Below are 14,109 nucleotides of genomic sequence, written 5' to 3'. Positions count from 1 at the left end.
GATTTCAACCTGCATGGTCTTGGAGAGAGGGACGTGATTTTTTGCCCTGCTTGCCTATTCCATTGGTTTTCAAGAGTGTAGTTTTAAGTCCAATCACAAAATGGACAATAAAAAAAGAGATTGGATAATACCAATCTCTTAAAGGGTTCAGAATAACAATTCTATCATTCGTTACTCTTCTGTCCTTTTGCCTGAGATTGTGAATCCTTCGGCGCTGCATCTTGTACAGTCTCTCCAGAAGCTGCTCCTGCTATAGTGTCATCCATAGCATTCATCGCTTGCTTGTATGCGGTTGTGAAGAAATGTCTGTCAGTGTTAATCTTCCACTGTTGGATCATTCATTATGCTTATAAAATAATATTGGAATTCTATCATCAATTTTTCGGTAGGTCAACAAATATTTTTGAAATGAAACAGGCATTATCGCAGTTTAATAGTGGTTTGTATTTAACTTAAGGTTTAAGCAGAAGTGATAGTTTTCTGCTCTTTTTGAACGATCACTATTATAAAATACTGAACATCATTTTTTTAAAATGATATTTTTAGATTAGAAAAATCGACAAGATATTATTGGTAACTGTTTATTTCAAAAATACAATTGTATTTTTACAGAATATTTACTATTATAAGATAAGAAAATATAATTGAAGTGTTATGTAATATTGATTACGATAAAGCATTTCTAATTAAAAGAGAGTCGTTCGTGGCAAGGATGGAAAAGCATTACCGATATTGCATCTGGGGGAGTTAATCATGTCGAACAAGGATTTAAAGAGAGGGCTGGAATCAAGACATATTCAAATGATAGCTTTAGGCGGAACCATCGGGGTCGGTTTATTCATGGGTTCTGCGAGCACGATCAAATGGACCGGGCCCTCTGTTATGCTTGCTTATGCAATCGCAGGTATTTTTATATTTTTCATCATGCGTTCCATGGGTGAGATGCTATATTTAGAACCGACTACAGGTTCTTTTGCAACCTTTGCGAGCAGCTATATACATCCCTTGGCAGGTTATATGACTGCTTGGAGCAATTGGTTTCAATGGGTAATCGTCGGAATGTCCGAAATCATCGCGGTTGGGTTGTATATGCAATATTGGTTCCCGGAGTTACCTGCTTGGATACCAGGTGTGGTCGCCATGATCATCTTGGGGGCGGCAAACCTTATTTCGGTTAAATCCTTCGGGGAATTTGAATTTTGGTTTGCGCTTATAAAAATCATAACGATTATATTAATGATCATTGCCGGCCTTGGCCTTATCTTCTTTGGAATAGGGAATGGCGGGGATGCTATTGGATTATCGAATCTTTGGGCAAATGGCGGCTTCTTTACGGGAGGCTGGACAGGATTCTTCTTCGCGCTTTCCCTAGTAGTGGCTTCCTATCAAGGCGTTGAGCTTATCGGAATCACAGCAGGAGAAGCGAAAAATCCAACCAAGACCGTAACAAAAGCGATCCAATCAATCATATGGCGCATTTTAATTTTCTACATTGGTGCCATATTCGTCATCGTGACAGTATTCCCTTGGGATCAACTGGATGACTTAGGCAGTCCATTTGTTTCAACCTTTGCCAAAATAGGTATCACTGCAGCGGCAGGCATCATTAATTTTGTCGTAATCACTGCAGCAATGTCTGGATGCAACAGTGGGATTTTCAGTGCAGGACGTATGCTTTACACACTGGCATTGAATGGCCAAGCTCCGAAAGCCTTTGCTAAAGTATCTAAAAATGGAGTGCCGGCATATTGCACGATCGCTGTACTTTTAGGATTGGGCATCGGGGTTATCCTGAATTACCTTGCACCGCCTCAATTATTCCTTTATGTGTACAGTGCGAGTGTATTGCCCGGGATGATTCCATGGTTTGTCTTACTTATCAGTGAGCTTAAATTCAGAAAGGTGAATGCTGCTGAAATGGAGAAACATCCGTTCAAAATGCCGTTGGCCCCTTACAGTAACTATGCGACGATTGCCTTTTTACTGATGGTGCTGGTCGGTATGTGGATCAATCCTAGTACAAGGATTTCCTTGGTTGTCGGGATCGTTTTCCTAGCCTTGGTCGCAGCAAGTTATTACATGCTGAAAATGGATAAACGAACACCATTGGATGTTAAATCCGATGATGAGATTTCCTGATAAGGTAAAAAAAAGCCCTTCTCTTAATTCGAGAAGGGCTTTTTTTGTTTTTTTGGATCAATTGTGGAATTCACGAGTAAATGCGTGGAATTCACGAGTAAAACAGCGAAATTCACGAGTAAAACCGTTGAATTCACGAGTAAAACAGCGAAATTCACGAGTAAAGCTAAATTGACCCCATTACAAGGGAGGGACAGCAAGGGGAATGTATCTTCCTGCCAGTTTTTTCATAGGATGTAACATATTTACCCGAGGAAGGGGTTATCTTTTGGAAAGAACTAAGCTTACCGGGCGTATCGTTACACCAAATGATGCTGAGTATGAGCGTGCCAGGATAAATAATAACTTAAGTTTTTCTAAATTCCCAAAGGTCATTGTGTTTTGTCAAAATTCCGATGATGTGTTGAATTCATTGAAGTGGGCCCGGGAAAATCATGCACCTTTCCGGGTTAGGAGCGGCAGGCATAGTTATGAAAATTTTTCATTAGTGAATGGCGGTCTAGTCATTGATATTAGTGAAATGTACAATATCAAGGTCAATCGTGAAAAAATGATCGCAAAAATTGAAGCCGGAGCTGATTTAGGGCGAGTATATAATACGTTATGGAACTATGGAACGACGATTCCGGCAGGGACCGAAAGCAGTGTTGGTGTTGTAGGTCTTACGCTCGGCGGTGGAATAGGTATGTTAACGAGGCGCTTTGGACTTACTTGTGACAATCTACTTGAAATAGAAATGGTAAGGGCGTGTGGAAAGAGGGGCGCCAAACTCATTAAAGCAAATAGGAAAATCAATAGTGATTTATTTTGGGCATGCTGCGGGGGAGGAGGGGGAAACTTTGGCATAGTCACTTCTCTTACTTTCAGGGTAACCCCCGTATCAAGGGTATCCGTTTTCTCCGTCACATGGGGGTGGGAAGATTTCGAAGCGGTGTTTGAAGCCTGGCAGGATTGGGCCCCTCAAGCTGATGAATGCTTAACTTCAGAAATAGAATTCAAGGCAAAGGAAGCAAACGAAATTTTTGCTAAAGGTGAATTTGTTGGATCGTCACATAGATTGAAGCAGCTATTAAAGCCTTTGACAAAAACTGGTTCACCAATAAATGTCATGATAAAGGAAGTCCCATACATTGAAGCCGTAAGATTCTTTGATTATCCAGCTGGAAATCAACCGGCGTATCGAAAGAGGTCAGGATCTTTCATTGAAAAAGCTTTTCCGGAGCAAGCAATCATGACCATGAAACATTTTTTAGGAAATGCTCCAAATGAAAATGCAGCCATTTGGCACCAATCCTTAGGAGGAGTGGCGGGCCTTAAAGATCCAAAGGAGACAGCTTTTTATTATCGCGATGCCATCATCGCCCAGGAGTATCAGGCTGCATGGACCAATCCAGAAGAAGAGCGGCTAAACATTCGTTGGATCAAGGACCTGAAGCATGCCTTGTCGCCATTTACTACCGGTGACTATGTGAATTGGCCGGATACTCTAATCAAAGATTGGCCAACTGCGTATTATGGAAAAAATTTCAAACGGCTTAGGGAAGTGAAAACGAGGTATGATCCATACAATGCGTTTAAGTTCCCACAAAGCATACCGCCATTAAATAAGTGGGTTTGAAAAAGCTTGGATTCACCATAAATATTCGTTATATAAAGGCCTATTCCTAAATTTGGATATAGGCCTCTTTCTTCTTGTTTTGAATTAATTAATCGAGATAATACTCAAAATCATTCCGCTTGCTGAGCTTGTACTGTATTGTAAACCTGATTTACGGAAGATTGGGCTTGGGCGATTTCTTGAGCCGCTTGTTTAATGGCTTCTTGTGCCAAAGTTGGATCAGAGGAAGATTTTTCAATTGCTTGTGAAAGTAAGGTTTGCGTAAGGGTAACGTTTGCTTTTGCTTGATTTAATTGATTGATATCAATTTGTTGCTGAGGCATGTAGTTTCTCTCCTTATGTCATTATTGGGATTACTCCATTAGGATGACCGTTCTTTTCTATTTTATAAGGAGAAAAAAATATAACCTAGACAGGATGGACAGCTTGGAAAAGTTCTGAAACGGCCAAAAAAGTATTCGTTTTATTTACTTATAATCCTGAAATTTTCATCTGCATAATTACTATTACGTTCCTTGAATATCATAATGTATGAAAACGTAAAAAATATATCGTGATTTTTTGGTTGTTCAGTTAATTAAATTATACTTTACTTATTGGTTTTATCAGATTAAAATCGGAGAAAGAATTATTATAAGTGATGAGCTGATTGGACAACCGAAAGCTCCTGAACGTGATAAGCGAACAGGAGCTTTTTGCGTTCACTTGGAAAAAGGAGTTGGCAAGATGAATATTGATCATATTGAAGCTTTTATGTATGTTGTTCACCTTAATAGTTTTCATAAAGCCGCAGAGGCAATGTTTTTATCACAGCCAACGGTTTCGGCAAGAATTAAGACGCTTGAGAGTGAACTCGATTCAGTACTATTTGAGAGGCAAGGAAGAGGGATTATTTTAACCGAAAAAGGGAAAGCCTTCATTCCGTTTGCGGATCAAATTATTCGTACCTTTCACCAGGGGAAAAAGCAGTTGAAAAGAGGACGCGAACTGGAGGAAATAACGATAGGGGCTAATATCATTACATCGCAATACTTTATTCCATTTGCTCTTCCTCTATGGAAAAAGGAAAACCCCAATTTACGCTTTAAATTTATTTCAGCAACAAATGATGCATTAATGGAAAAATTGCTTCAGAAACAGGTTGATATAGCCTTTATGAAGGATGTTACACATAGTGGTCTGCAAAATTACAAAACCCTTGATAATTCGATTCGTTTAGTCGTGTATCCAGGACATCCATTTCAACTTCGAACTGGGCTAACAGTACAGGAATTAGCAATGGAGCCGTTGGTATTTTTTGAGTGTGGTGCGTTTGACTGGAACCACGTTCATAAAATTTTTGAAGTATCCAATGTAGAGCCGCGCATTGAATTTCAGGTTGATCACCTGGAAGTGGCGAAGTCGCTAATTCTTAGCAGAAGCTGTATCGGATTTTTACCGTACTTATGTATTAAAAAAGAGTTAGAACAGGGAACTTTGATTGAAGTGGATGTGTCACATTTGATCAAGATTAAGCAGCACATCCATCTGACGCATTTAAATCACGGGATGGAATCCCCTTTATTATGGAAAGACATTCTCTTATCAGTTCGGAAATTTGAGAAAAACCCTCAGCAATTACAGATACAATCGAATTGATAGATATTTTCTATCAATACAATATTTTTTTCTATTAGTAAAACCATTGCCATTAGCATGTTTTAGATGATAGGATATGTCAAAATATAATTATTCACATAAGTAAACTTTGAATTAAAGCGGAGGAGAGAATATGAGTTATAAGCTTGGCATTTTAGACCAGAGCCCGATATTTCCAGGAGCTTCAGCATTTGATGCACTACAGCAAACCATTAATCTGGCTAGACATGCAGAAGAGTGGGGTTATACCCGTTTCTGGGTATCGGAACATCATCATGCCGAACAGTTGGCGGGGTCCTCCCCGGAAGTATTGATTTCTTATTTATTAGCCCAGACAAAATCGATTCGGGTAGGGTCCGGAGGAGTTATGCTTCAGCATTATAGTCCATATAAAGTGGCGGAAAACTTTCACGTATTATCGAATCTTTCACCAGGCAGGGTAGACCTGGGCATCGGAAAGGCACCAGGTGGCCTCCCCTTATCAACGAAGGCGCTACAGTTTGGAACTGTGAATGATGGAAAAGATTTCGAAGAGCGGTTATCTTTCCTGCAAGAAATAATCGAAAATTCAGTTAATGAAACTCACCCGCTTGCAGGCATTCAAGCGACACCACTCCCTTCCAAAAAGCCTAAGATGTTTCTGCTTGGTGCAAGTGCTGATAGTGCCAGGCTAGCAGCCGATCTTGGTATAGCTTATGTATTTGCTCGATTTATCAATAGTAATGAGACTGTACTCGAAGATGCTTCACGCATTTACCAAAGTATCTATCCAGCTGGGAGCTTTAAGGTATCGGTTTCAGTGATTGCTGCTCCTTCACAACAAGAAGCAGAACAGTTAACAGGTGACCAGAAGATTGTGAAAGTTCATCTCAAAAGCGGTCGTTCTGTCACGGTCCAAACACTAGCGCAAGCAGAGTTATTCGGGAAGCAGTCTGGGGAGCCTTACGAAATAGAAGAACAAGATTCCAATATTATTGCTGGAACTCCTTTTTATGTAAAAGAAGTCTTAGCAAATTTACATGAAAAGTACGGGGTAGATGAGTTTATCCTACATTCGCCGATTTTAAAGGAAGCAGAAAGGTTCAGATCCTTTCGATTGTTGAGTCCACTTCAATTAGTCTTATCTGAAGAGAAACACGTTACGAGCCAAAATTAAAAAGACTTCAGCAATTAGGGAAGTTGGTGGATGTCAGCAAAGCTGAAAACCGATTAATTAAAGGAGGAGTATTGATGTCTGAGCAGAGAAAGTTGAAATTTGGAGCGCTTATTCATGGAGTTGGAGGGAGTATATCTGGTTGGAGACATCCAGACATTCAAGCAGATGCCAGTGTTAGTCTTGAATTTTATAAGGAGCAGGCCCAGAAGGCTGAAGAGGGAAAGTTCGATTTACTTTTCATTGCTGACGGATTGTTTATCAATGAGAAGTCAATACCGCATTTCTTAAATCGATTTGAACCACTTACCATTTTATCCGCACTCGCTGCTTTCACATCAAGAATAGGGCTTGTCGGAACAGTTTCCACCTCATACAGTGAGCCATTTACTGTAGCTCGGCAATTTGCTTCACTTGATCACATTAGTCAAGGTCGTGGCGGATGGAACCTTGTTACTACCCCTCTTGAGAGTACGGCCTTGAATTATAACAAAACGATTGAAGAACACCCTGATCATGCCAAACGCTATCGGATAGCATCAGAATATATACAAGTCACCAAAGGACTTTGGGATTCATGGGAGGATGACGCGTTTACTAGGGATAAAGAGTCAGGTGAGTTTTTTGATCCTTCAAAAATGCATCAATTAAAGCATAAAGGAGAATTTTTCTCCGTGCAAGGACCACTCAACATTGCCAGATCTAAACAGGGGAGACCTGTCGTTTTTCAAGCTGGTTCATCAGAAGCTGGCAAAAATTTTGCGGCTAAAGAAGCGGATGCAATCTTTACAGGTCAACCAACATTGGAAGATGCAAAGATTTTTTATCAGGATGTAAAAAACAGGGCTATTGCATTCGGGAGAAATCCTGATGAAATTGTTATTCTGCCAGGTATCGCGCCAATCATTGGTGCAACTGAGGAAGAGGCGGAGCACAAATATCAAGAACTCGCTAACCTAGTTTCTATAGATAAGGCGCTTGACTATTTGGGACGCTACTTCGATCATCATGATTTTTCCCAATATGAACTGGATGCACCTTTCCCAGATCTCGGAGACATCGGAAAAAACAGTTTCCGAAGTACGACTGATCGAATTAAACAGGAAGCGAAGGAGAAACAGTTAACGCTCCGTCAAGTAGCACTTAAGGAGACAACACCCCGGACTTCTTTCATTGGAACTCCAGAGAAAGTAGCGCATTTGATTCAGCAATGGTTCGAAGAGAAGGGGGCGGACGGATTTATCTTTTCTTCAAGTGTTCCAAATGCTTTAAGTGACTTTGTAGACTATGTGGTTCCTATCCTTCAAAAAAGGGGAATATATCGTACTGAATATGAAGCAGAAACCTTAAGAGGCAACTTGGGGCTTCCATTCCCGGAAAATCGTTATGCGAAAGAAAGCATTAATCAATGATTGAAGAATCAATTTAAAAATTGAAGGAGGAATAAGAAATGGGAGAAGCGTTATCTGTCGTCGTTTGGTCAAAACAAGGATGTCACTATTGCGAGGAGGTTAAACAATACTTAAAAGAAAAGGAGATCGCTTATCAAACGGTGGATGTTACCAATCATGATGATCGGCGAGATATTTTAGAAATCAAATATGGTGTTCGATATGTGCCCATTATTGAAATTGGGCGAGGTAGTGTATATGAGAGCGTTACGGAAATTGGAATTCCTCATCTTGAAAAAGTACTTAAACGTGTACAATAACAAAAAATCATGCGTTAAAATCTAAGTCTATAAGTATGACTGATTGAATTAAGGAAAGATTGCAGAAATAAATCCGACTATTCTTGTGTAAATAATAAGTTATAGAAATGGGGAGTTAATCATGACACAGTTAATCCGTCTTGCCACTGTAAAGGATGCTCCAGAAGTGCTAAACGTCACACTTCGGGCTTATGAACCAATCAGAGAATTGAATATTAACTTTCTTGCTGCGACAGCCGATTTACAGCTAGTGACGAATAATATTAGGCGGAATCTCACTTATGTTTTAGAGCAGCAGGGCCAAATTGTTTCCACTGTGACAGTTCGTCATCCATGGAATGATCCTGATCATTTCAGTCCGTACCCATTCATTTGGTGGTTTGCAGTCGACCCCCTATACAAACAAAAAGGTTTTGGCTCGACTTTGTTAACCTGGGTGGAAGAAAATGCACTTCGGAAACAGGTGAAAGCGCCGGCTGTCTATTTGGCGACAGCTGATCGTCACCCTTGGCTAGTTTCCATTTATGAAAGAAGGGGCTATGAGATTTTTGCTGAACGAGATCACGATGGAGAAAAAATTGTGTATCTTCGTAAAATTCTAGATGAAACGTTGTATCGCATTATTGAAAATAAAGAACCAATTGTTAGTAATTAAAAACGTACGGGGGAATTGAGATGAAAAAAACATTACTAATTGTTATGGCACTGCTACTAACTTTTTTAGGAGCTTGCTCTTCAAAAGAAACAACGAGTACAGCAAAATCTGGGGATTCAAAAGATAAAAAAGTTCAGAAAATCATTGTTGGAACAGGGACGCAATTCCCTAATATTTGCTTTTTGGATAAGAATGGTAAGCTAACAGGGTATGATGTCGAGTTGGTTCGTCAAATCGATGAAAAGCTGCCTGAATATGAATTTGAATTTAAAACGATGGAATTTTCTAATCTATTATTAAGTTTAGAAACGAACAAAATAGATTTTGTTGCTCATCAAATGGAAGTGAATGATGAACGGAAAGAAAAATTTCTATTTAATAAAGAACCCTACAATGTCTTTCCGCTTCAAGTTACAGTTCATCAGGACAACAATGATATCCATTCCATTAAAGATCTAAAAGGAAAAAAAGCGATAGTGAGTGCAACGAGCAATTCTGCTGTTTTTCTTGAAAAGTATAATAAAGAAAATAATGCCGGTATTGAAATAGTCTATTCTGGCCAAGGCACAGATGATACGAAGAATCAAATCAAAACTGGTCGGGCGGATGCTACCATTACTACACCATTTGCAGTCGACTTCTTAAATAAACAAGCAGATGCACAGCAAAAGGTTGTGGGTGAGCCGCTTCTTAATTCAAAAGTATACTTTTTGCTAAGAAAAGACGAAACGCCTTTACAGAAGAGAATTGATGAAGCACTTGTGGAACTGAAAGAAGAAGGGGCAGTTAGCGAACTAAGTAAAAAGTGGCTGGGCGCCGACTATTCAGTGGGATTTTAATTAGATAGTAGTAAGCGCGGAGGTGCTAAAGCATGGGGAAAGCATTTGATCCTTCATTAATCGTCGATTTCATTCCGACGTTAATATATTATCTTGGCGTAACATTGAAAATTCTGGCAGCATCTGTTTTATTAGGAATGGTCATCGGGATAGCGGCAGCCATCCTGAGATTATTTCGTATCCCTGTTTTGAATCAAATAGTCATTTTGTATATTTCATTCATTCGGGGAACGCCTATTTTAATACAATTATTTCTAGTTTTTTATGGACTGCCTGCAATCCTTATATTCATTAATATTGATATTTCAAGAATGGATGCTCTGTATTTTGTCATTATTACGTATGCATTAAGTAATGGGGCGCATTTCGCAGAAATATTCCGAGGAGCAATTAAGGCTGTCGATTATGGGCAAACGGAAGCAGCCTATTCTGTTGGCATGAATAATAGTCAAAGTTTTTTTCGAATTGTGCTTCCTCAGGCAATAAGGATTGCTTTTCCGAATATCGCAAACTCTATTATCGGATCCTTGAAGGATACCTCACTTGCCTTTACCATCGGCGTAATGGATATGATGGGTAGGGGAGAGACATTGATTGCCGCAACTGCACATGCTCTCGAAGTCTATCTCTCATTAGCCGTTATCTATTATGCAGTCGTGCTATTGTTCGAGAAAATATTCAGACTTTATGAAAACCGCATTAATCGGCATCAAACTGTTGATGTGTCTGTTACTGGATAACAAAGAGAGGAGGGAAGGACTTGACGATTGATATACCATTCATTTGGACTGCTTTTAAGGAGATTATTAGAGCACTTCCAATCACACTTATCTTAACGATTCTTCCTCTTCTTGCAGGTTTTATTATCGGTCTCACTGTTGCCTTGATAAGGATATATAAAGTGAAATTTCTAAGTAGAGTTGCAAATGGATATGTTTCCTTCTTTAGAGGAACACCGATTATCATGCACATCATGCTCATTTATTTCGGTTTTCCATTATTAATCGATCAAATTTCTAAAAAGTTTGATTTGGGTATTCAATCTAATTCCATTCCGATCATTTTATTTGTCTTAACCGCCTTATCGTTGAGTGCGGGTGCCTATTTATCGGAAATATTCAGATCGGGAATTATCAGTGTCTCCAATGGCCAAATGGAGGCAGCTTATTCCGTGGGCATGAATTCGTTTCAAGCCATGACGCGAATTGTTTTGCCACAGGCCATTGCTCAGTCCATCCCGAATTTCACGAATATTTTCATTGGATTCTTGCATACGTCATCCATTGCTTTCGTTGTATCGCAAAAAGAAATGACAGGAGCGGCCAATGTTGTTGCATCCACCAATTTGAAATTTTTAGAGTCATTTATCGCTGCTGGTTTAATTTATTGGGGCCTCACAATCATTGCAGAGGGGCTTTCGTTTTTAATTGAGAAAAAGGCCACTGCCTATAATCGAGGAGGAGTACAATGATTTATTTAAAAGAAATAAAAAAATCATTTAACCAGCAGCCCGTTTTAAAAGGAATTAATTTGAAAATAGGCAAGGGAGAAGTAGTTACCATACTTGGACCGAGTGGATCTGGGAAAACAACCTTGCTTAGGTGCTTGAACTTTCTCGAGAAACCGGATGAGGGAATTGTTCAAGTGGGGGATATAAAGGTGAAGTCTAAGAAGGCGACCAAAAGGGAAATCCTATCCCTTAGAAGACAATCGGCAATGGTTTTTCAGCATTATAACTTATTTGCTCATAAAACTGTTTTGGAGAATGTAATGGAAGGGTTAATTGTTACAAAAAAATATAAGAAAGCTGAAGCGAAACGGGAAAGCGAGCTGTTATTGGAAAAAGTAGGTTTGGGAGATAAGCATAACCATTTCCCTTCGCAATTGTCAGGAGGGCAACAGCAACGTGTTGGAATTGCCAGGGCACTTGCTTTAAATCCGGAGGTCATTCTATTTGACGAGCCAACGTCGGCACTCGACCCTGAGTTGGTTGGGGAGGTGCTTTCTGTCATAAAAGCAATTGCCCAGGAAGGCATCACGATGGTGATTGTAACCCATGAAATGAGTTTTGCTAAAGAGATATCGGATCGCGTTCTTTTCATGGATGGCGGGGTCATTGTTGAAGAAGGGTCACCATTGGAGATTTTCAATGCTCCAAAGGAAGAACGAACACGACAATTTTTAAACCGGATATCAAGAGATTATTCCTTATCGTTATTACAAGAAAAGGCCAATTAAAGGAAGGGGCCAAGGAGGACGTATGATTAATACAATCGTAGTCGATGAATTGATTGAAGAAGATAAAGAGACGGTGCGCCGTTTATTGGTTGAAAGTTATCAACAATATGAACATGAATATTCGAACCCGGAAGCCTGGGAAGGGTATTTAAAAAACATTCAATCTTCCGTGGATAATCCACATGTTGATAAGGTGTTGGTTGCAAAGTGCAATCAGGATATCCTTGGTACATTACAGCTTTTTCAGTCATCTGAAAAAGCATATGAAAAGCCGGAACTTGGGATTTTTTCACCAATCATTCGGTTGTTGGCCGTTCATCCCGAATCAAGGGGACGCGGTATCGCACAGGAATTATTAAAAGCTAGTGTAAATTATGCAAAATCGCAAGGTGCGTCCAGTTTGTATCTACATTCTACTGATAAGATGCATAAAGCCATTAAACTATATGAATGGTTTGGCTTTAAACGGGATCGAACGAAGGAATTTCAAAATCATGATATTTTAGTAAAATGCTATCGCTTAGATTTATAGAAGGAGGCGACTGTATGAGTCGGGAGCTGGAAAAGCGCTTAATATCGATACGGCGCCATTTACATCAATATCCGGAATTATCTAATGAAGAGTTCGAAACGACAAAATCGATACAAACGTGGCTCGAGGAAGAGAGCATTGAGATCCGTCATACAGGATTGAAAACAGGTGTTTTTGCAGATATAAAGGGCGGCCACCCCGGACCGACAGTAGCCATAAGGGCGGATATCGATGCACTTCCGATTGAGGAACGAACCGGGCTGCCATTTGCTTCGAAAGTAAAAGGAGTGATGCATGCTTGCGGCCATGATTTTCATACGGCAGCTGTAATGGGTGCTGCCTACCTTTTAAAAGAATGTCAATCAGAGTTGTGCGGGACAGTGCGATTGCTTTTTCAACCCGCAGAAGAATTTGGTGGCGGAGCGGTGCATGTGATAAAAGATGGTCAAATTGACGATGTAGCGGCTGTGATTGGGCTGCACAATAAACCCAATTTGCCTGTCGGCACCATTGGAATAAAAGATGGCCCGTTAATGGCGGCAGTGGACCGTTTTCATATTGTTCTTCAAGGGAAGGGGAGTCACGCGGCCATCCCTCAACACGGAAAAGATCCAATAGCGGCAGCGGCTCAGCTTATTACCGCTCTTCAAACTATCGTCAGCCGGAATGTCTCCCCATTAGATAGTGCTGTTGTAAGTGTAACGAGAATTACAGGTGGAAACACCTGGAATGTAATTCCGGGTGACGTCATATTGGAAGGAACGATTCGAACCTTTAATTCTGAGATACGCGAAGAATTAAAGAATAAGTTTTATTCGATTGTGAATCATATCGCCGCTGCTTTTTCACAGGAAGCTGCGATTGGTTGGTTTCCTGGACCACCCGCGCTTCATAATCATCCAGCTGTCACAGAAATGGCACGCAGGTCTGCTTTGGAGCAATCATTACACGTAATCAATCCAGAACCTTCAATGGGTGGTGAAGATTTCGCTTATTACCTTCAACATATCCCCGGTACCTTTGCCTTTTTTGGTACAAACGGAAACGAAGACTGGCATCATCCAGCCTTTACTGTTGATGAAAAAGCCATTATTAAAGCCGCTTATTTTTTATCTGGAAGTGCCAAGGATTTATTATCTAACCATGGTAAGTGGTGAACATATTTGACTTAGGTGCCAGACACGATTTCGTGCCTAGTACCTTTGTTGTTGTAACTCCAAAGGTTTCGTTCCACCTTAATTTCAAGTATAGTCATGATGCGAACATTCTCCCCTTTTTTTCCTTCAATACATAGCCACTCTTCGTTCATTCATTCCAGCTTTTCATAGACTCCTCTCTCTCTCATTGATGAATCTTATTCTGAAAGGGTCTAGAAGATTAAATCTCAAACCATTATAGGCGAGAGCTTGGTCAATTATTAGTCAGAGGTATTCCATACTCATAAGCGAATGATAGATTTTTTTAATCAATTAAATAAATTTTTCTATCAATTAAGGTGTTGTCAAGTGCTTGTTTACAATGTTAGGATGAATTTCAATCAAATTAAAACAACTAATTCGATTTGTTAACTTGGTTTTGATGATTGG

At 39.9% G+C, this 14,109-nt stretch carries 14 protein-coding genes and 1 riboswitch; of the genes, 13 read left to right on the top strand and 1 reads right to left on the bottom strand.

Going from position 1 to position 14,109, the window contains the following annotated elements:
* Nucleotides 1–169: 169 nt before the first annotated feature.
* Nucleotides 170–248, bottom strand: a riboswitch (glycine riboswitch).
* Nucleotides 249–753: 505 nt separating this feature from the next.
* Together FNK51_RS05100 and FNK51_RS05095 are read left to right on the top strand one after the other, a co-directional pair.
* Nucleotides 754–2,139, top strand: coding sequence for an amino acid permease (locus tag FNK51_RS05100; RefSeq protein WP_141992641.1), 1,386 nt, complete (start codon nt 754–756; stop codon nt 2,137–2,139).
* Between the two features lie 268 nt (nt 2,140–2,407).
* Nucleotides 2,408–3,757: an FAD-binding oxidoreductase gene (locus FNK51_RS05095; RefSeq protein WP_141992640.1), complete on the top strand. Its 1,350-nt coding sequence runs from the start codon at nt 2,408–2,410 to the stop codon at nt 3,755–3,757.
* Between the two features lie 110 nt (nt 3,758–3,867).
* On the opposite strand, the gene FNK51_RS05090 is transcribed toward FNK51_RS05095, so the two are convergent.
* Nucleotides 3,868–4,080, bottom strand: a complete 213-nt coding sequence (locus tag FNK51_RS05090) for a hypothetical protein (RefSeq protein WP_057278656.1) — start codon at nt 4,078–4,080, stop codon at nt 3,868–3,870.
* A gap of 403 nt (nt 4,081–4,483) precedes the next feature.
* On the opposite strand from FNK51_RS05090, the gene FNK51_RS05085 reads away from it, so the two are divergent.
* The 11 genes from FNK51_RS05085 (at nt 4,484) to FNK51_RS05035 (ending at nt 13,680) form a co-directional block, all read left to right on the top strand.
* Nucleotides 4,484–5,395, top strand: coding sequence for a LysR family transcriptional regulator (locus FNK51_RS05085; protein WP_141992639.1), 912 nt, complete (start codon nt 4,484–4,486; stop codon nt 5,393–5,395).
* Nucleotides 5,396–5,528: 133 nt separating this feature from the next.
* Nucleotides 5,529–6,551: an LLM class flavin-dependent oxidoreductase gene (locus tag FNK51_RS05080; protein ID WP_141992638.1), complete on the top strand. Its 1,023-nt coding sequence runs from the start codon at nt 5,529–5,531 to the stop codon at nt 6,549–6,551.
* Between the two features lie 74 nt (nt 6,552–6,625).
* On the top strand, nt 6,626–7,960 hold the full coding sequence (locus FNK51_RS05075; RefSeq protein ID WP_141992637.1) for an LLM class flavin-dependent oxidoreductase: 1,335 nt from the start codon (nt 6,626–6,628) through the stop codon (nt 7,958–7,960).
* Nucleotides 7,961–7,998: 38 nt separating this feature from the next.
* Nucleotides 7,999–8,259 (top strand): glutaredoxin family protein, encoded by a 261-nt coding sequence (locus FNK51_RS05070; protein ID WP_141992636.1) that lies wholly within the window; start codon nt 7,999–8,001, stop codon nt 8,257–8,259.
* A 121-nt stretch (nt 8,260–8,380) separates the two neighbouring features.
* The gene (locus FNK51_RS05065) at nt 8,381–8,914 is read left to right on the top strand and encodes a GNAT family N-acetyltransferase (RefSeq protein ID WP_141992635.1); all 534 of its coding nucleotides are present in this window, start codon (nt 8,381–8,383) and stop codon (nt 8,912–8,914) included.
* A 20-nt stretch (nt 8,915–8,934) separates the two neighbouring features.
* Complete coding sequence (locus tag FNK51_RS05060; protein WP_141992634.1) at nt 8,935–9,753, top strand: transporter substrate-binding domain-containing protein; 819 nt, start codon at nt 8,935–8,937, stop codon at nt 9,751–9,753.
* Nucleotides 9,754–9,785: 32 nt separating this feature from the next.
* Nucleotides 9,786–10,493, top strand: a complete 708-nt coding sequence (locus tag FNK51_RS05055; RefSeq protein ID WP_141992633.1) for an amino acid ABC transporter permease — start codon at nt 9,786–9,788, stop codon at nt 10,491–10,493.
* A gap of 20 nt (nt 10,494–10,513) precedes the next feature.
* A complete protein-coding gene (locus tag FNK51_RS05050; protein WP_141992632.1) occupies nt 10,514–11,224 on the top strand; it encodes an amino acid ABC transporter permease in 711 nt (236 codons plus the stop codon).
* The gene (locus tag FNK51_RS05045; RefSeq protein WP_098370538.1) at nt 11,221–11,991 is read left to right on the top strand and encodes an amino acid ABC transporter ATP-binding protein; all 771 of its coding nucleotides are present in this window, start codon (nt 11,221–11,223) and stop codon (nt 11,989–11,991) included. Before FNK51_RS05050 ends, FNK51_RS05045 begins: the two co-directional genes overlap by 4 nt.
* A gap of 22 nt (nt 11,992–12,013) precedes the next feature.
* Nucleotides 12,014–12,523, top strand: a complete 510-nt coding sequence (locus tag FNK51_RS05040; protein WP_098370539.1) for a GNAT family N-acetyltransferase — start codon at nt 12,014–12,016, stop codon at nt 12,521–12,523.
* Between the two features lie 14 nt (nt 12,524–12,537).
* Nucleotides 12,538–13,680 carry an amidohydrolase gene (locus FNK51_RS05035; protein ID WP_141992631.1) on the top strand — a complete coding sequence of 381 codons (1,143 nt, stop codon included), beginning with the start codon at nt 12,538–12,540 and terminating at the stop codon, nt 13,678–13,680.
* Nucleotides 13,681–14,109 lie beyond the last annotated feature (429 nt).

Origin of the sequence: Bacillus sp. B4EP4a (assembly GCF_006680105.1) — a bacterium.
Taxonomy (GTDB): domain Bacteria; phylum Bacillota; class Bacilli; order Bacillales; family DSM-1321; genus Peribacillus; species Peribacillus simplex_E.
This window is presented reverse-complemented; position numbering and strand designations above follow the sequence as displayed.